At 65.0% G+C, this 17,644-nt stretch carries 14 protein-coding genes; 8 read left to right on the plus strand and 6 right to left on the minus strand.

What is annotated here, in order from left to right:
* The first annotated feature begins 87 nt into the window (after positions 1 to 87).
* Positions 88 to 531 carry an RDD family protein gene (locus EF888_RS12485; RefSeq protein WP_109758535.1) on the plus strand — a complete coding sequence of 148 codons (444 nt, stop codon included), beginning with the start codon at positions 88 to 90 and terminating at the stop codon, positions 529 to 531.
* An 85-nt stretch (positions 532 to 616) separates the two neighbouring features.
* A complete protein-coding gene (locus tag EF888_RS12490; protein ID WP_109758279.1) occupies positions 617 to 1,441 on the plus strand; it encodes an arginyltransferase in 825 nt (274 codons plus the stop codon).
* A gap of 54 nt (positions 1,442 to 1,495) precedes the next feature.
* Here EF888_RS12490 and EF888_RS12495 read toward each other — a convergent pair whose 3' ends face one another.
* The 3 genes from EF888_RS12495 to EF888_RS12505 form a co-directional block, all read right to left on the minus strand.
* Positions 1,496 to 3,850 (minus strand): TRAP transporter large permease, encoded by a 2,355-nt coding sequence (locus tag EF888_RS12495; RefSeq protein WP_109758278.1) that lies wholly within the window; start codon positions 3,848 to 3,850, stop codon positions 1,496 to 1,498.
* Positions 3,851 to 3,860: 10 nt separating this feature from the next.
* Entirely contained in the window at positions 3,861 to 4,763 is a 903-nt protein-coding gene (locus EF888_RS12500; protein WP_109758277.1) for a TRAP transporter small permease subunit, read from the minus strand.
* Between the two features lie 72 nt (positions 4,764 to 4,835).
* Positions 4,836 to 5,918, minus strand: a complete 1,083-nt coding sequence (locus EF888_RS12505; RefSeq protein ID WP_109758276.1) for a TRAP transporter substrate-binding protein — start codon at positions 5,916 to 5,918, stop codon at positions 4,836 to 4,838.
* A 210-nt stretch (positions 5,919 to 6,128) separates the two neighbouring features.
* Here EF888_RS12505 and EF888_RS12510 point away from each other — a divergent pair, with 210 nt between their 5' ends.
* The 6 genes from EF888_RS12510 to EF888_RS12535 all read left to right on the plus strand — a co-directional run bounded on the left by EF888_RS12510 (position 6,129) and on the right by EF888_RS12535 (position 12,208).
* Positions 6,129 to 7,547, plus strand: a complete 1,419-nt coding sequence (locus EF888_RS12510; RefSeq protein WP_109758275.1) for a cache domain-containing protein — start codon at positions 6,129 to 6,131, stop codon at positions 7,545 to 7,547.
* Positions 7,544 to 8,188, plus strand: coding sequence for a response regulator transcription factor (locus EF888_RS12515; protein ID WP_109758274.1), 645 nt, complete (start codon positions 7,544 to 7,546; stop codon positions 8,186 to 8,188). Before EF888_RS12510 ends, EF888_RS12515 begins: the two co-directional genes overlap by 4 nt.
* 232 nt (positions 8,189 to 8,420) lie before the next feature.
* Complete coding sequence (locus EF888_RS12520; protein ID WP_109758273.1) at positions 8,421 to 10,184, plus strand: acetolactate synthase 3 large subunit; 1,764 nt, start codon at positions 8,421 to 8,423, stop codon at positions 10,182 to 10,184.
* Positions 10,184 to 10,672, plus strand: coding sequence for a CreA family protein (locus EF888_RS12525; protein ID WP_420902627.1), 489 nt, complete (start codon positions 10,184 to 10,186; stop codon positions 10,670 to 10,672). Before EF888_RS12520 ends, EF888_RS12525 begins: the two co-directional genes overlap by 1 nt.
* A gap of 9 nt (positions 10,673 to 10,681) precedes the next feature.
* A complete protein-coding gene (gene ilvN, locus EF888_RS12530) occupies positions 10,682 to 11,251 on the plus strand; it encodes an acetolactate synthase small subunit (RefSeq protein ID WP_109758272.1) in 570 nt (189 codons plus the stop codon).
* Positions 11,252 to 11,374: 123 nt separating this feature from the next.
* Complete coding sequence (locus EF888_RS12535) at positions 11,375 to 12,208, plus strand: helix-turn-helix domain-containing protein (protein ID WP_109758271.1); 834 nt, start codon at positions 11,375 to 11,377, stop codon at positions 12,206 to 12,208.
* Here EF888_RS12535 and EF888_RS12540 read toward each other — a convergent pair.
* The 3 genes from EF888_RS12540 to EF888_RS12550 form a co-directional block, all read right to left on the minus strand.
* Positions 12,202 to 12,660: a DUF305 domain-containing protein gene (locus tag EF888_RS12540; RefSeq protein ID WP_109758270.1), complete on the minus strand. Its 459-nt coding sequence runs from the start codon at positions 12,658 to 12,660 to the stop codon at positions 12,202 to 12,204. The two genes, EF888_RS12535 and EF888_RS12540, sit on opposite strands and share 7 nt — an antisense overlap.
* A 252-nt stretch (positions 12,661 to 12,912) precedes the next feature.
* Entirely contained in the window at positions 12,913 to 16,593 is a 3,681-nt protein-coding gene (locus tag EF888_RS12545) for a vitamin B12-dependent ribonucleotide reductase (RefSeq protein ID WP_109758269.1), read from the minus strand.
* 421 nt (positions 16,594 to 17,014) lie between these two features.
* Positions 17,015 to 17,614, minus strand: a complete 600-nt coding sequence (locus EF888_RS12550; RefSeq protein WP_109758268.1) for a VPLPA-CTERM sorting domain-containing protein — start codon at positions 17,612 to 17,614, stop codon at positions 17,015 to 17,017.
* Positions 17,615 to 17,644: the final 30 nt, after the last annotated feature.

The raw sequence follows: 17,644 nt of genomic DNA on the forward strand, positions 1-17,644 counted from the left end.
CACTTTCGGCGGCGGCCCCTGCCAACCGTCCCCTCCAAGGGGCCGCCGACACTTCCTATCTAAAGGGGACAGGAGACACCGATGGACATGACACACGACATCCGGACCGGCCTTCCCGATCCAGACACACATCCCGAGTTCTACGACGACGTTCCCGTCAAGCGCCTGATGGCCTGGGTCGTCGACGTGGGCCTGATCGCCGTTGTGACGGCCGCGATCTCGGTCTTCACGCTGTTCCTCGCTCCGCTCTTCCTCCCGCTGTTCCTGGTTGTCGGCTTTCTTTACCGCTGGATGACCATCTCGGGCGGCTCTGCGACGCTCGGCATGAGGCTGATGGCGATCGAGCTGCGCGCGGCGGACGGCGAGCGGCTGGACGGGCTGACCGCGTTCCTTCATGTCGCGGGCTATACCGTTTCGGTCATCACCTTCCCGCTTCAGCTCATCTCGATCGTGCTGATCCTGACGACCGCGCGCAAGCAGGGGCTGACGGACATGGTCCTTGGGACTGCGGCCATCAACCGTCACGCCTGACTACAGCCATAATGGGGGATTGGCGCTTCGGGATCGGGGCGCTAGTCTTTGAGTCCGAAAGCCAGTCCCGCCGCCTTAGGTTACCATGCGCCACACCCTTCCACTCGCGCCGCAATTCTATGTCACGGCGCCCCAGCCCTGCCCGTATCTCGACGGCAGGATGGAGCGGAAGCTGTTCACCGCCCTTCAGGGCGACTATGCCGAGCAACTGAACAACGCGCTGTCGAAGCAGGGATTCCGCCGCTCGCAGAACGTGCTCTACCGTCCCTCCTGCGCGGAATGCTCGGCCTGCCTGTCGGCACGCATCCGGGTCGCGGATTTCGAGCCCTCGCGCAGCCAGCGCCGGAACCAGAAGCGGAACGACGGTCTGCGCCGCGACGCGACCTCTCCCTGGGCGACCGAGGATCAGTACGCGCTGTTCCGCGCCTACCTCGACGCCCGCCACGCCGACGGCGGCATGGCCGACATGGACATCTTCGAGTTCGCCGCGATGATCGAAGAGACCCCGATCCGCTCGCGCGTCGTCGAATATTCGGACCGCGTCGACCGCCAGAAACGCCTGCGCGCCGTGTGTCTCACCGACGTTCTCGATGACGGGCTGTCGATGGTCTACAGCTTCTACGATCCCGATGTCGCGGACCGGGGCCTGGGCACCTATGTGATCCTCGATCACGTGGAGATCGCGCGCGAGGCGGGGCTGCCTTACGTCTATCTCGGCTACTGGGTGCCGGGATCGGCGAAGATGGGCTACAAGGCCAACTTCTCGGCGCTCGAGGTCTATTCTCGCGGCGCCTGGCAGAACCTCGGCGACCCCGACAGCTATTCCGCCGACACGCACCCGCTGTCGACCGATCCCATCGCAGAGCAGGTCGCGCGCATCAGCCTGCCCGATACGCGACCCACGCGCTGACCCATCCCCACCGTCGAAATAAGACGTCCCGCCGTGGCGGGACGCTGCGTGGCGTCAGTTGTTTGGCATCAGGTCGGGAACGATCGTCACGACCTCCGGGAAGAACCACAGAAGGGCCAGCCCCAGGATCTGGATCAGCACGAAGGGAATGATGCCGCGATAGATATGCCGCGTCGTGACCTCGGGCGGGGCGACGCCGCGCAGGTAGAACAGCGCGAAGCCGAAGGGCGGCGTAAGGAACGACGTCTGAAGGTTCACCGCGATCATGATCGTCACCCACTTCGGGTCGAAGGTGCCGCCATAGATGACGGGACCGACGATCGGGATGACGATGTAGATGATCTCGAGAAAGTCGAGCACGAAGCCCAGGAAGAACAGCACCAGCATCACGATCAGGAAGACAGTGAACTCGTCGTCGAAGCTCTTGAGGAAGTCCTGGATGTAATGTTCGCCGCCGAAGGAGATCACCACGAGGTTGAGAAGCTGCGACCCGATGAGGATGGTGAACACCATGCTCGTGACCTTTGCCGTCTCGCGGACGATAGGCCCCAGGACACCCGACGCGAGCAGGACCCAGCAGGCGTAGAACAGCCCGAAGAGCGCGAAGAGATACGTCGCCTGGGCAACGAAGAAGGCGATCCAGTTCTCGGTCGTGGTGTTCGACCCGACGCGGAGGTCGAAGTTGAACCCGATCAGCAGCATGATGACCAGCGCGAAGCTCGACATGATGATGACCCGGCCGCTGCGGTTCTGGTCCTTCCGCTTCCTGTAAGCCGCCAGCAAGATCGCGCCGCCGGCACCCAAGGCCGCCGCAGGGGTCGGGTTGGTGATGCCGCCCAGGATGGATCCCAGGACAGCCACGATCAGCACCAGCGGCGGGAAGACGACGCGCAGAAGCTCGTTCCGGCCCAGACGCTCGACCGCGATGCGGCAGGCCCAGATGACGATGGCAAGCGGGATCAGGAGATAGACGAAGGTCATCCCCGGCGTCGTGGTCGGCATGATGAGGAAGGCATCGACCAGAAGCGCCAGCACCACCCCGCCCAGGCCGATCCACAACGGCCTCGGGTCCGAACTGGGCGACACGCCGAGGGCGGTCGTCAGGACGAGCGACAGGATCAGGAAGCCGACGGCGACGCCGGTGCCGATCGGCGCGGCGTCGAGGATCTTCTGCATCGTGCGCTGTGCGCGCTCTTCCTCGGTCAGCTGCACGGCCTGTTCAACGCCGCCCGCGGCATCGATCTCGGCCTGCTGCTCAAGCGCCCGATCCCAGGCCGCCTGGCCATGAAGCTCGATCATCGCCTCCTGGCACTGGAGCGAAACCTTGGTGCGCAGTGAGGCGGTCTGGCCCGCCTCCGAGAAGCTGTCGACACGCGTGCTCTGGTTGCCGACGACCCCGAAGGACATCGCGACGATCAGCCCGCCGATCAGGAGGATGGGCGCACCGAGATACCAGGTCAGCGCCTCGTTCCGGGTCACGATCTCGGAGGTCGATTCGCCGAATTGAACGGCCGGCGCCTTGGACGGGTTCAGAAGAGCGAAGCCGAAGGCGTAAAGGCCATAGAGCACCGCCAGAAGGATCCCCGGCAGCAGCGCTGCCTGGAACAGCGTGCCGACCGACACGACCGCAGGCTCGCCCAGGTAGGTCAGCGCATCCGAGCAGCCGACGAGCGAGGCGCGCTCCTCCTGCGCGGCGGCGTAGAGGTCGCCGGCGAGGGTGCCCAGAAGCACGATGACGATGGAGGGCGGAATGATCTGGCCCAGCGTGCCGGAGGCGGCGATGACGCCGGTCGCAAGCTCGGGCGAGTAGTTGTTGCGCAGCATCGTCGGCAGGGCGAGCAGGCCCATGGTCACGACGGTGGCGCCGACGATCCCCGTCGAGGCGGCGAGGAACGCGCCCACCACGACGATAGACACCGCAAGTCCTCCCGGAAGCGGTCCGAAGACCCGCGCCATCGTCAGAAGCAGGTCGTTGGCGATCTTCGAGCGTTCGAGCGTGATGCCCATCATCACGAACATCAGCACGGCCAGCAGCGTCTCGATCGACGCGCCGGCGAGCACGCGCTCGTTCATCCGGTTCACGATGAACGACACGTTGCGGTCCATCGCCAATTCCCAGCCCTGCGGGAAGACGGGCACGCCCAGGCGCGGCAGGTCGGGATAGGAGAACACCGATATGGCGTCGGGTCGTATCCCTTCTCGAACCAGAGCGGAGTAGTCGGCGCTCGACGTGTCGATGGCCTGGTGGATCAGCAGACCCGCGCCGTCGAGCCCGGCGATGATCGCGAACGAGATCACCGCCGCGCCGCCGATGGCGAAGGCCACGGGGAAGCCCGACAGGATGCCGCCGAAGAGACATAGGAAGACGATCAGAAGACCGATCTCTACGCCGTCGAGTCCAAGAAGCATCTGTCAGTCCTCAGTGATGTTCATCGATGGCGTGCACGAGCTCGGCATTGGGATCGCCAAGGGCATCGCGGTCGAGATACTTGCCTTCGCTCTCCGGCCCTTCCTTCCACTCGAGGAACGAGCGGTAGAAGAAGGCGATGGCCTGGATGAACACCATCGCGCAGAAGGCCAGCAGCAGGACCTTGAACAGGAAATAGCCGTTGAAGCCGTTCGGGCTGAAGCCGATGGTCTCGACGTTCCACCGCAGGGCGCGCGCCTTCATCATCGTCTGTTCCAGCGTCTGGCTGGCCGAGGGCTTGGGGACGACGAGGTGACGCCACAGGAAGTACCAGGCGTACATCCACGTCAGGACTGCCGTCGGGATCATGAAGAACAGCGAGCCCAGCATGTCGAGGACGCGCTTGGTGCGGTACGAGACGCCGGAATAGATCAGGTCGACCCGGACGTGACCACCTTGGATGAAGGTGTAGGACACGCATAGGCACACGACGAGCGCGTTCCAGAGCTTCAGTTCCTCGGACCACCACGAGACATCCTTGGTCAGCGGCGTGCCGAAACCGAGCGTGATCTGGGCGCTGGCGAAGACCCGCTGGACGAAGATGATGATGATCTGCTGAATCACCATGATGAGGCCGGCCCAGGCCGCAACGCGGCCCACGGCGTTGCCGAACCCCTCGAGGATGCGGACAGCGCCCCACATGATGCCGTTCTTCCACAGCCCCAGCCCCGTCAGGACAAGGAAGGCCACGAAGACGATGAAGAAGAACTCGACCGAACCGCCGTAATAGATCACCCGGCTCACGGCTTCGGGGTCGCCCATGTCCAGCCACAGGTTCGGATGGGTGATGGCGTAGAAGAAGTTATAGAACGCCAGGGCGATGTTCGTGAAGAACCACGAAAGACCTTCGACCACTGTCCCCTCCCGAATGGTCCGTCTGTCTTGGAAAGGGGCCCGGCTGGGCCCCTTTCGTCGTTGAGGTCAGTCTCAGCCCAGGACGCGGTCGCGCTGCGCAAGGTAGGCGCCGGTCGACTTGGCGATCCATTCGGACGAGGACCGCATCGAGGCCATCGCGCTGTCGTAGATCTTCTTGTAGAGCTCGTCGCCCATGTTCTCGTCGTGGACTTCCTGGCTTGCACGGCCGAAGGCATCCCAGACCGCATCCGGGAATTCGCGGACCGTCACGCCGGCCGACTGAAGACGCTGGAGCGCCGCGGCGTTCTCGGACAGGAACTGTGCGAGGTTCCACTGGTGGCACTCGGCCGAGGCGATCTCGATGATCTTCTGTTGCGTCGGCGTCAGGCTTTCAAAGACCTCGCGGTTGGTGGCCAGCGACAGGCCGGCACCCGGCTCGTGGAAGCCCGAGGTGTAGTAGATCTTGGTGATTTCCTGGAAACCGGCCTTCTCGTCCGCCCAGGGTCCGATCCACTCGGTCCCGTCGATGGCGCCCGAGGCAAGCGCCTGGTACACTTCGGCGCCGGGCAGGTTCTGGACGCTCGCGCCCAGCTTGCCGAGGGCCTGGCCGCCGAGGCCGGGCATCCGGAACTTGAGGCCCTGGAAATCCTCGGGGCTGTTGATCTCGGACTTGAACCAGCCGCCCGACTGCGCGCCGGTGTTGCCGGCGAGGAAGGACTTCAGGCCGAAGATCTGGCCGAGCTCGTCGTGAAGCTCCATGCCGCCGTCCATGTAGTACCAGTTGACCAGCTCCTGCGCCGTCATGCCCATGGGCACGGCGGTGAAGAAGGCATAGCCCGGATGCTGGCCGACGAAGTAGTAGTCGGCGCCGTGGTACATGTCGGCCTGGCCGGAGGTCACCGCGTCGAAGACCTCGAAGGCGCCGACGAGTTCGCCCGCGGCCTTGAGGTCGACGGTGACCTGGCCGTCCGTGAGCGCCGTGATGTTGTCGGCGACGCGCTGCGCGCTGTCGTGCACGCCGGCAAGGCCGCGGCCCCAGGTGGTGACGAGCGTCAGCGTGCGGTTGCCCTGGGCATAGGCCGGGGCCGCCAGCGAGGTGGCGGCGGCCGCCGAGCCGCCGATGGCGGTGTTCTTAAGGAATGAACGACGATCCATGTGGTTATCCTCCCAAATACGCATGGCCCGCTTTCACAAGCGGATCGTTGCAAGTGGCGCGACACTAGAGGGAGCCATGTGTCAGGGGAATACCCGTTATTGAGTAGACGCAAGGGAATGCGGGGCGTTTTTCGCCCTGTTAGCGCCGCATGCGGATGCGGCGAGCCTTGCCCGGCAGGCGGCGACCTGCAATGAAACCGGCAGGGACGAATGACGAGACGCGGCATCGAAACACTCGACCAGCGCCTGTCGCGGCGCTATCGGCGGAAGTTCCTGCTTCTGGCCGCCGTTCCCCTCGTTCTTGCCGTCGCGGCGATGGCCGCGTTCGTGGCGCTCCAGTCGCGCACGCTCGCCGAACGCGAGATCGCGGCGCTGGAGCGCGAGTTGATCGCGGCCAAGAAGGCGGAGCTGAAAAATTACATCTCGATCGCCCGAACCGCCATTGGCGCCGTCTACGGCAACGCCTCGCCTCTCGACGAAGAGGCGAAGGTCGAGGTGATGCAGTCGCTGGCGGCGATGATCTACGGGCAGGACGGATACTTCTTCGTCTTCGATTACGACGGCACCAACCTCGTCGCACCCCGCCAGACGCATCTCATCAACCGCAACTGGCTGGATCTCGAGGGCACGGACGGCACGAAGATCGTGCAGCGCTTCATCGAACTCGCCCGCTCGGGCGGCGGCTACCAGACCCACGACTGGCCCAAGCCCACGACCGGCCGGCAGGCCGAGATGATCTCCTATGTCGTCGGCTTTCAGGACTGGAGATGGGCGCTTGGCACCGGCATCTTCATCGACGACGTCCGCGAGACGGTCGCTTCGGCGCGTGCCGGCGTCGAGGCGCGGGTCCGTCGCAACTTCCTGTGGATCGGCGCCATCGCCGCCGGGGCGCTCGTCGCGGTCTTCGCTTCGGGTCTCTTCGTCAACATACGGGAGCGTTCCCTCGCCGACGCCGCGCTCAAGCGCCTCACGCAGCGCATCATCGACACCCAGGAGGAGGAACGCGGCCGCGTCGCGCGCGAGCTTCATGACGGGATCAGCCAGATGCTCGTGTCGGTGCGCTACGCGCTCGATCTGGCCGAGAGGCGGTTCCGCTCGGGCGACGGACGTGCGGCGGAAAGCCTGCGGAAGGGCCTCGACGGGCTGACGACCGCGATCCAGGAGGTGCGCCGCATCAGCCGCGACTTGCGTCCAGGCACGCTCGACGACCTGGGCCTGGGGCCGGCCCTCAAGACCCTGACCGACGAGTTCACCGAGCGGACCGGCATCGCCTCCGAACTCGAGACGGTGGTGTTCCGCAACCGGCTGGATGACGACGCCAAGATCGCACTCTTCCGCGTCGCACAGGAGGCGCTGACCAACATCGAGCGGCACGCAGTCGCCTCCGAAGTGAAGATCCGCGTCTACGGCCACCGCAAGGGCGCCACGCTGCGCATCCAGGACGACGGCCACGGCTTCCGTCCAGACCAGGTGTCGGGCGGTCTCGGCCTGCGCAACATGCAGGAGCGCGTCGAGCAGCTTGGCGGCACCTTCCGCATCCTCGCCTCGTCCACCGGCACCGTGATCGAGGCCGAGGTGCCCCTGACCCACCTTCTCAGACCAGACACCGAAACCAAGGAAAGCGCATGACCGCACCTGTCCGCGTCCTCATCGCCGACGACCATCCGATGGTGGCCGAGGGGATCGAAGCCATCCTCGACACCTACGACGACCTCGAAGTCGTCGGCACCGCGCCGGACGGGCGCGCGGCGGTCGAGGCGGCCGAAAGGATGAGACCCGACGTGGTGCTGATGGACCTCAACATGCCCGGCCTCACCGGGCTTGCCGCAACCGAACTGATCCTCGAGCGCTGTCCCGACATGCGCATCCTGATCCTGTCGATGCACGACAGCGCCGAATACATCTCGACGGCGCTCGCGCACGGCGCGAAGGGCTATGTCCTGAAGGACGTGCCCACGGACGAGATCAAGATCGCTATCGACGCCGTGATGCGGGGCGAGACCTATCTCTGCACCGGCGCCAAGTCGCAGCTCTCGCCGAAGAAGATCGCGGACGGGCGCGAACCGCTGACCTCGCGCGAGCAGACGATCCTTCTCCAGCTCGCGCAGGGCCGCTCGAACCGCGAGGTCGCCGACAGCCTCGACATCAGCGTCCACACGGTCGAGACGCATCGGAAGAACATCCGCCGCAAGCTGGGGATCAGTTCCACAGCCGGTCTGACGCGCTACGCGCTCGAGCACGGCGTCCTGCAGGGCACCGGCACCTTCTGATAAAAGTTGCGCGAGGTGCCGCCGCCACGCAAGAAATGGAAATTTGGCGGTTGACGCTCCCCACCCTCCTGCATAGTGTCCCGGGACCGATAGGAGACCTTCGTGGAACGGATCGTAGTCGTACTTGTAGGACGGTGGTGCATGGGCCGGTAACGGACGCCATAACGGTTCCCATGCGCCCTCGGATCACTCCCGGGGGCTTTTTTATGCGCAGGACAAGGACTTGGGCGCGATGAGCAAGAAGCAGATGACCGGAGCGAGAATGGTCGTGGAGGCCCTGAAGGACCAGGGCGTCGAGGTGGTGTTCGGCTATCCCGGCGGCGCGGTTCTTCCGATCTACGACGAGATTTTCCAGCAGAACCGGATTCGCCACGTCCTCGTGCGGCACGAACAGGGCGCGGTTCACGCCGCTGAAGGCTATGCCCGCTCGACCGGCAAGCCGGGCGTCGTCCTCGTGACCTCGGGGCCCGGAGCCACCAATGCCGTGACCGGCCTGACCGACGCGCTACTCGACTCGATCCCGATCGTCGTGCTGACAGGCCAGGTTCCGACCTTCATGATCGGCACCGACGGCTTCCAGGAGGCCGACACCGTCGGCATCACCCGGCCCTGCACCAAGCACAACTGGCTGGTGAAGGAGACCGACCGCCTGGCGCCCGTGCTGCACGAGGCGTTCCACGTCGCCGTGTCGGGCCGTCCCGGTCCGGTGCTGGTCGACATTCCTAAGGACGTCCAGTTCGCGACCGGCACCTATGTCTCACCCAAGGACACGAAGACCTCGCACTATGCGCCCCGCACCAAGGGCGACGCGGACATGGTCCGCGCGCTGGTCGAGGCCATCGAGGGCGCGAAGCGTCCCGTCTTCTATACCGGCGGCGGCGTCATCAACTCCGGCCCCAAGGCCTCGCGCCTTCTGCGCGAGCTGGTCGACACGACGGGCTTCCCGATCACCTCGACGCTGATGGGCCTCGGCGCCTATCCCGCCAGCGGCAAGGGCTGGCTCGGGATGCTGGGGATGCACGGGCTCTACGAGGCCAACCTCGCGATGCACGACTGCGACCTGATGATAAACGTCGGCGCCCGCTTCGACGACCGCATCACCGGCCGCATCCAGGATTTCAGCCCCAACTCGGTCAAGGCGCACATCGACATCGACCCGTCCTCGATCAACAAGGTCATCCATGTCGAGATGCCGATCATCGGTGACGTGGCCTCGGTCCTCGAGGATGTGCTGGCGGTCTGGAAGGAGCGCGGCTCGCGCGTGAATGGCAAGGCGCTGAAGGACTGGTGGAAGCAGATCGCCGAGTGGAAGGCCATCGACTGCCTGAAGTTCCGGCAAGAGGGCAAGACCATCAAGCCGCAGCACGCGGTGCAGCGCCTCGAGGCGCTGACGAAGGATCACCCCGACCGCTACATCTGCACCGAGGTCGGACAGCACCAGATGTGGGCCGCGCAGTACATGGACTTCGACGAGCCGAACCGCTGGATGACCAGCGGCGGCCTGGGAACCATGGGCTATGGCTTCCCGGCGTCCATCGGCGTGCAGATGGCGCATCCCGACGCGCTCGTCATCAACGTCGCGGGCGAGGCATCGTGGCTGATGAACATGCAGGAGATGGGCACCGCGATCCAGTACCGCCTGCCCGTGAAGCAGTTCATCCTGAACAACGAACGCCTCGGCATGGTCCGCCAGTGGCAGGAGCTGCTGCACGGCGAGCGGTATTCCCACTCGTGGTCCGAGGCCCTGCCCGATTTCGTCAAGCTCGCAGAAGCCTTCGGCGCGAAGGGCATCCGCATCGACGACCCCGCCGACCTCGACGAGGGCATCCGCGAGATGCTGGCCTACGACGGCCCCGTGATCGTCGACTGCCTGGTCGAGAAGCACGAGAACTGCTTCCCCATGATCCCCTCCGGCAAGCCGCACAACGAGATGATCCTCGGCGAGAACGCGGACACCAGGAACGCGATCAAGGAAGGCGGGGCGGTGCTGGTGTGATGCGAAAGTCCTTCGGCACCCACGCCTTGCGTCGCGTCCTTGCCCTCGCCACGCTTCTTGTCGCCCCCTTTGCGGCATGGGCAGAAGAGGTCGGCAAGGTCGGCGTCGACTGGGTCGGCAACGACATCATCGTCGAGGCGATCAACGATCCGCAGGTGCCCGGCGTCACCTGCCACGTCGCGTACTTCGAGCGCAGCCTCATCGACCGGCTGTCGCAGGGGAACTGGTTCGAGGATCCCTCGAACGCCTCGATCGCCTGCCGTCAGACCGGCCCCATCACCATCGGCGACATCGACCGCTCGAAAGAGGGCGAAGAGGTGTTCCGCCAGTCCCGCAGCCTTGTTCTCAAGTCGATCCGCATCAAGCGGATCTACGACGAGGCGAACCAGACCCTCATCTACCTCGCTCACGCCCGCGAGTTGACGGAAGGATCGGCCAAGATGTCGATCTCGACCGTTCCGCTCTGGCAGGCCGGCACTCAGGACTAGGAAGCACAGATGTCCGCCTTGAAGATCAAGAAAGGCTCCTCCAGCCATTCCGCCTACGACCTGCGCGACCCCAATGTGCAGACGGTCGAACGTCACACCCTCGCGGTGATCGTGGCGAACGAGGCGGGCGTGCTGGCGCGCGTCATCGGCCTCTTCTCCGGCCGGGGGTACAACATCGAGAGCCTGACCGTAGCCGAGGTCGATCACGAGGGGCACCGGTCGCGCATCACCGTCGTCACCACCGGCACGCCCTCGGTGATCGAGCAGATCAAGGCCCAGCTTGGCCGCATCGTCCCGGTCCACGAGGTCCACGACCTCACGACCGAAGGTCCGGCGGTCGAGCGCGAGCTGGCGCTCTTCAAGGTCTCCGGCAAGGGCGAGCGCCGGGTCGAGGCGCTGCGCCTCGCGGACATCTTCCGCGCCAACGTGGTCGACTCGACGCTGGAAAGCTTCGTCTTCGAGGTCACCGGCACCTCCGAGAAGATCGACGCCTTCGCCGACCTCATGCGTCCCCTCGGTCTGGACGAGATGGCGCGCACGGGAATCGCGGCGCTGTCGCGGGGCAAATCGGGTCTCTGACGCCCGCACCTTCCCCGATCCCCACTTGCTTTTCGACCCACCAGGGCTAACTCTGGGTTGAATGCAATTTTCTCTTTGTCTGTCGCTATTTAGCGACAATGGTGGGGGGCTGGTGGTGCGACCATGAGAGCGCCCACACCGCAGCAGTTGCGGGACCGCTTCGGCAAGAACCTCAGGGTTCTGATAGAAGGAACGACGTCAGTCTCGCAGGTCTGCCGCGACATCGGCGTGAACCGAACGCAATTCCTGCGTTACCTTTCCGGCGAAGCGCACCCCCGGCCGGACGTCCTGCATCGCATCTGCAAGCACTTCGGGGTCGATGCCCGCATCCTCCTCGAACCGATCGAAACGCTGCGGGAGGAAGACGACCCCGGCCCCGATCCGGCGCTCGGCTTCCCGGCCTTCCTGTCGCGCATGCGCGCCTTCGATCACGGAGTCATGCCGGACGGGTTCTACCGCCTTCTGCGGCCGACGTTCACGGTCCCCGACATGGTCTCGGCAAGCCTGATCCTCCTCAGCAGCCTGCCCGACGGATCGGCCCTGGCGAGGACGGCCATCGACTCCGTCCACTTCGGAGGCAAGAACCAGCGCCTCACCTGGCGGCAGCGCCGCGCACGGTCGCTTGCCTTCCAGAACACTGTCGGCACCGCGTTCCTGTTCCTCACCACGACCGTGCGCCCCGCGATGTACCTGTCGTACTTCACCCACGGCCACGACGCCGACAATCAGCTCTTCTTCGGTTACACCGCGATGATGCGCTCGAACGAGCAGCACCACGCCCTCCTCCTCCCGTCCATCCTCGAACGCGCGGGTCCGCGCCTGCGCGACGGGCTGGCCGCCCGCCGAAGGTGCGGCGTGTTCCATTGGGACCGCCTGATGGAGACGGAGAGGCTGTTCTTCGAGGACTGGAATCCCTTCGGCCCCTTCACCCCGCGCTGGATCAAGGGACTCTACTGACCGCCCGAGCCCTCCAGGTCGGCGATCAGCGCCTTCATCTCGCCGATCTCGCGGCGCTGCGCCTCGATGATGCTGTCCGCCAGGTCACGCACCCTCGGGTCGGTGATCGTGGCGCGTTCGCTGGTCAGGATGGCGATGGAGTGGTGCGGGATCATCGCCTTCATCCATGACACGTCCTCGACCGTCGACTGACTGCGCATGAGCCAGAGCGACACCGCGAAAAGCAGGGCCGCCGCGGCCAGGATGCCAATCTTCGTCCCCTGCCCCTCGTACATGCCCCACATAAAGGACAGCATGACGACCGCCATCACGGCGCCCATGTACCCCACCATGTAGATGCGGCTTTCGCTGAACGTGACGTGATCGAGGGACCAGACGTTGAGATAGGTCATCGCGTACATGGCCACCATCGACGTGCCGATCATGGCGAAGAAACGGGCGTAGCTGGACATAGTGTTCCCCCTTCAGAGTTCGCCCTGCCAACGAAGTCCGCCCCGAAAGAGTTCCGGAACGTCCGAATCGCACAGAAAAAGGGGGCCACGAGGGCCCCCTGTCAGTTTCGCTTGTCAGGCTCTGTGTTTATACCGCCCGGTTTCTGCCTGCGGCCTGACCCGCGTTCAAGGGCGAGCGCACCCGCCCCGTGACCGAAAGTTCGCGAAGCGAACCTTTCGTAGAGCAGGGCGCCAGGCGCCCCACCCGATTCCTCAGCTACACCCGCTCGTTCCGCCACAGGTGTTGCACTTCATGCAGGTGCCGTTGCGCACCAGCGTGTAGTTGCCGCAGTCGCCGCAGGGATCGCCCTCGTAACCCTGCATCCTCGCCTTCTGCCGCAGGTCCATCTTGACCGTGCCGCTGCCGACCGCCGTCTCGGAGGACGTCATCGGCGCCAGGTCCGGCGCCAGAGCCTGAAGCGCTGCCGAGGGATCTGCGGTTCCGGCGAAGGCCGTGGCGCCCATGCCGCCCTGGACCAGCACCAGTTCCTGCGGGACGCGGCGGCGGGTGAAGCCGGCCGAGGCCACCTTCCTCAGCACTTCGACCGCATCCGACCCGGCCGATCCCGGCACCTCGGAGAAGTTGCGCTTCCCCTCGTCCTCGCCCCGGCCCATCTCATCGAAGGTCTGGCCCTCGGGCTTGACGTGGGCAAGGTCGGTCCGGTCGAGGTAGGACACCGCCAGCTCGCGGAAGATGTAGTCGAGGATCGAGGTCGCGTTCTTGATCGCCTCGTTGCCCTGGACCATGCCGGCCGGCTCGAACCGGGTGAAGGTGAAGGCGTCGACGAACTCCTCCAGCGGCACCCCGTATTGCAGGCCCACCGATATCGCGATGGCGAAGTTGTTCATCATCGCCCGGAAGCCGGCGCCTTCCTTGTGCATGTCGATGAAGATCTCGCCGAGCGTGCCGTCCTTGTATTCGCCGGTCCGGAGATAGACCTTGTGGCCGCCCACGATGGCCTTCTGGGTATAGCCCCGGCGCCGCTCGGGCAGCTTGTCGCGGCCGCGGGCGATTTCCTGGACGATGACCTTCTCGATGATCTTCTCGGCCAGCACCTGCGCCTTCTCGGCGGGATTGCCGGACGCCAGCACCTCTTCGGCCTCGTCGTCCCCTTCGACCAGCGCCGAGGCCAAGGGCTGCGACAGCTTCGAGCCGTCGCGGTACAGCGCGTTCGCCTTGACGCCGAGGCGGTGCGAAAGCTCGTAGGCCGCCTTGCAGTCCTCGATGGTGGCGTCGTTCGCCATGTTGATCGTCTTCGAGATGGCGCCCGAGATGAAGCTCTGCGCCGCCGCCATCATCGTGATGTGGCTCTGGACCGACAGGAAGCGCTTGCCCTTCTTGCCGCAGGGATTGGCGCAGTCGAACACGACGTAGTGCTCCTGCTTCAGGAAGGGCGCGCCCTCCAGCGTCATCGTCCCGCAGACGTGGTCGTTCGCAGCCTCGATGTCGCGGCGCGAGAAGCCCAGGTGCCGCAGCAGGTCGAAGGACGGATCGTTCAGCTTCGCCACAGGGATGCCGAGCGTGCGGGTGCAGAAATCCTCGCCAAGCGTCCATTGATTGAAGACGAAGCGGATGTCGAAGGCCGAGGGCAGAGCCGTCTCGATCTTCTCGATCTCCTTCTGGCCGAAGCCGTGGCCGATCAGCGCGGTGTGGTTGATGCCGGGCGCGTTGCCGAGCGTGCCGTGACCCACGGCATAGCTCACGATCTCCTCGATCTGCGCCGACCCGTAGCCGAGCGTCTCGAGCGCCGCGGGCACCGAACGGTTGATGATCTTGAAGTAGCCGCCTCCGGCGAGCTTCTTGAACTTCACCAGGGCGAAGTCGGGCTCGATCCCGGTGGTGTCGCAGTCCATCACGAGACCGATGGTGCCCGTCGGCGCGATGACGGTTGCCTGCGCGTTGCGATAGCCGTGCTTCTTGCCCAGTTTCAGCGCTTCGTCCCAGGCGGCCCGGGCAAGCTTCACAAGCTTCTGGTCCGGGCAGTTCGCGTCGTCGAGCGGAACGGGATTGACGTTCATCGCCTCATAGCCCGCCGTCTCGCCATAGGCGGCGCGGCGGTGGTTGCGGATGACGCGCAGCATGTGCTCGGCGTTGCGCTCATAGCCGCCGAAGGCGCCAAGCTCGCCCGCCATCTCGGCCGAGGTGGCATAGGACACGCCGGTCATGATCGCGGTCAGCGCGCCCGCCATCGCACGCCCCTCGTCCGAGTCGTAACCGAGGCCCATGTTCATCAGCAGCCCGCCGATGTTGGCATAGCCGAGGCCGAGCGTCCTGAACTCGTAGGACAGCTGCGCGATCTCCTTCGAGGGGAACTGCGCCATCATCACGCTGATCTCCAGCGTGACCGTCCACAGGCGCGTGGCGTGCATGTAGTCCTCGGCCTGGAACACGCCGTCCTTCCAGAAGGTCAGCAGGTTCATCGAGGCCAGGTTGCAGGCCGTGTCGTCGAGGAACATGTATTCCGAACAGGGGTTCGAGCCCCGGATCGCGCCGTCTTCCGGGCAGGTGTGCCAGGCGTTGACGGTATCGTGGTACTGGATGCCCGGATCGGCGCAGGCCCAGGCCGCGTGGCCCACCTGCTCCCACAGGTCGCGGGCGTCGATTTCCTTGGACACGCTGCCGTCCTTGCGGTTGGTCAGCTTCCATTTCTCGTCGGCGTCGACCGCCTTCAGGAAGGCGTCGGTGACGCGGATCGAGTTGTTGGAGTTCTGGCCAGAGACGCTGCTGTAGGCCTCGGAATCCCAGTCCGTGTCGTAGGTCGGGAATTCGATCGAGGAATACCCCTGCCGCGCATAATCCAGGACCCGCTTGATGTAGGTTTCGGGGATCGCGCATTTCTTCGCGGACTTGACCGCGGCCTTCAGCGCGTCGTTCTTCGCCGGGTCGTAGGCGTCCTCGACGCTGCCGTCCCAGGCGCGGATCGCCGCGAAGATGCCATTGAGCTCACGCTCGTGCATCTTCGAGCCGGCGACGATCGACGCGACCTTCTGCTCCTCGAGAACCTTCCAGTTGATGAAGGCCTCGATGTCGGGGTGATCGGCGTCCACGATCACCATCTTCGCTGCCCGACGGGTTGTCCCGCCCGATTTGATCGCGCCGGCCGCGCGATCGCCGATCTTCAAGAAGCCCATCAGGCCCGAGGATTTTCCCCCGCCCGAAAGCTTCTCGCCCTCGCCCCGAAGGTGCGAGAAATTGGTGCCCGTGCCCGAGCCGTACTTGAAGAGCCGCGCCTCGCGGACCCACAGGTCCATGATCCCGCCCTCGTTCACGAGGTCGTCGGCGCAGGACTGGATGAAGCAGGCATGCGGCTGCGGATGCTCATAGGCCGAGGCCGACTTGGTCAGCTCGCCCGTGCGGTAGTCGACGTAATAATGCCCCTGGCTGGGACCGTCGATGCCGTAGGCCCAATGCAGCCCGGTGTTGAACCACTGCGGCGAATTCGGCGCGGCCTTCTGCGTCGCCAGCATGAAGCGCATCTCGTCGAAGTAGGCCTGAGCGTCCTCTTCGTCGGTGAAATAGCCGCCCTTCCAGCCCCAATAGGCCCAGGCGCCGGCCAGGCGGTCGAAGACCTCCGTGGCCTTCGTCTCGCCGCCGAAACGCTCGTCCTCGGGCAGCTCGGCCAGGGCCTTCTCGTCGGGCACGGACCGCCACAGGAAGGACGGCACGTCTTTTTCCCGCACCTTCTTCAGACGCGCGGGCACGCCGGCCTTGCGGAAATACTTCTGAGCGATGACGTCCGACGCCACCTGGGTCCAGCGCGACGGCACGACGACATCGTCCAGCCTGAAGACGATGGTTCCGTCGGGATTGCGGATCTCCGACGCGGTCGTCGTGAACTCGATGGCCGCGTAAGCGTCCTTGCCTGCCTCGGTAAAGCGTCTTTCGATCTTCATGCCCGGTCCTATCTTTTGGCCCGTTTTTCGGACCTGCCCCTTCGCACCGGCCGGGTCTCCGAGAGACAGAAAAGTCCCGACCCCCGGATCCTGCGATCCGAACGGCACGTCCCCTTGACGGAGCGTTTTCAGGAGGCTTCTACTTCCCCTACCGGAGCCCACTATATGTTGTGGCTATCCCGACCGGCCTGCACAACTTGAAGCATCGGGGCGGGATTCGTCAACGGCCTTTTGGACATCCGCATGGCATTTTCGTGACAGGGGCGTTCCGGGAAAATCACCCCGGGCCGAAAAAGCGTGAGACCGTCGCGGCTTAAGCCGTGCGGTTCAGACCCTGCATGATGTGGAAAAACCGGGGCCACCCGAGGCGGCTGGCGGATCGCGCCCAACGAGGCGGGCGCGATCCCGGTTGAGTGTCGGGTCAGGCCTTGCGGCGTTTGACCGCGACGAGGCCGAGAGCGGACAGAAGCAGCACGCCGCCAGCCGGAAGCGGAACTTCCGATACCGGGTCGACGCTGACGCTGCGAACCTTGAACTCGTCCCACCAGTTGGCCACGCCGATGGCGAAGGCCGTCGAGGCGACGGTGTCGCCCAAAGTCACGGTTGCTCGATCCGTGTTCTTGCCGAGAAGGTTCGACACGCCGAAGTCGCCGGAGGCGATCATCTCGTAAAGCCCGCCCACCAGGGCGTAGACACGGTAGCCGTCGGTACTGTCGACGAATCCCGCCATGAAGCTGGTGAGGTTGACCTTGCGACTGAATTCGAACAGCGCGAATTCATTCGTGTCGATATAGACGTCGCCCACTGACAGGCCGAAGTCCTTGTGCGCACTGACGCTTCTTGCGGCGCCATCATAGTCGCCGCCGCTGACCGTCATCGTCAGACCGTCGTCGCCCGCCATCGTGAACGAGTTCATCGAATAGCGAGCGGCATCGGTCAGATCGAATGTGGCTGCGCACGCCGCAGTCGCCGCCACGGCATAGAAGGCCGCAGCGGTAAAAAGGTGTGTGAGTTTTCTCATCACTATCCCTGCACTGATACTTATCCGCCA

This window comes from Silicimonas algicola, from assembly GCF_003970735.1.
Taxonomy (GTDB): domain Bacteria; phylum Pseudomonadota; class Alphaproteobacteria; order Rhodobacterales; family Rhodobacteraceae; genus Silicimonas; species Silicimonas algicola.

Bases quoted from the DNA above. Each gene is read 5' to 3' on its own strand.
- EF888_RS12520 (WP_109758273.1), top strand. From the start codon at position 8,421: ATGAGCAAGAAGCAGATGACCGGAGCGAGAATGGTCGTGGAGGCCCTG.
- EF888_RS12545 (WP_109758269.1), bottom strand. From the start codon at position 16,593: ATGAAGATCGAAAGACGCTTTACCGAGGCAGGCAAGGACGCTTACGCG.
- EF888_RS12535 (WP_109758271.1), top strand. From the start codon at position 11,375: ATGAGAGCGCCCACACCGCAGCAGTTGCGGGACCGCTTCGGCAAGAAC.
- EF888_RS12525 (WP_420902627.1), top strand. From the start codon at position 10,184: ATGCGAAAGTCCTTCGGCACCCACGCCTTGCGTCGCGTCCTTGCCCTC.
- EF888_RS12515 (WP_109758274.1), top strand. From the start codon at position 7,544: ATGACCGCACCTGTCCGCGTCCTCATCGCCGACGACCATCCGATGGTG.
- EF888_RS12510 (WP_109758275.1), top strand. From the start codon at position 6,129: ATGACGAGACGCGGCATCGAAACACTCGACCAGCGCCTGTCGCGGCGC.
- ilvN (WP_109758272.1), top strand. From the start codon at position 10,682: ATGTCCGCCTTGAAGATCAAGAAAGGCTCCTCCAGCCATTCCGCCTAC.
- EF888_RS12485 (WP_109758535.1), top strand. From the start codon at position 88: ATGACACACGACATCCGGACCGGCCTTCCCGATCCAGACACACATCCC.
- EF888_RS12550 (WP_109758268.1), bottom strand. From the start codon at position 17,614: ATGAGAAAACTCACACACCTTTTTACCGCTGCGGCCTTCTATGCCGTG.
- EF888_RS12495 (WP_109758278.1), bottom strand. From the start codon at position 3,850: ATGCTTCTTGGACTCGACGGCGTAGAGATCGGTCTTCTGATCGTCTTC.
- EF888_RS12505 (WP_109758276.1), bottom strand. From the start codon at position 5,918: ATGGATCGTCGTTCATTCCTTAAGAACACCGCCATCGGCGGCTCGGCG.
- EF888_RS12540 (WP_109758270.1), bottom strand. From the start codon at position 12,660: ATGTCCAGCTACGCCCGTTTCTTCGCCATGATCGGCACGTCGATGGTG.
- EF888_RS12490 (WP_109758279.1), top strand. From the start codon at position 617: ATGCGCCACACCCTTCCACTCGCGCCGCAATTCTATGTCACGGCGCCC.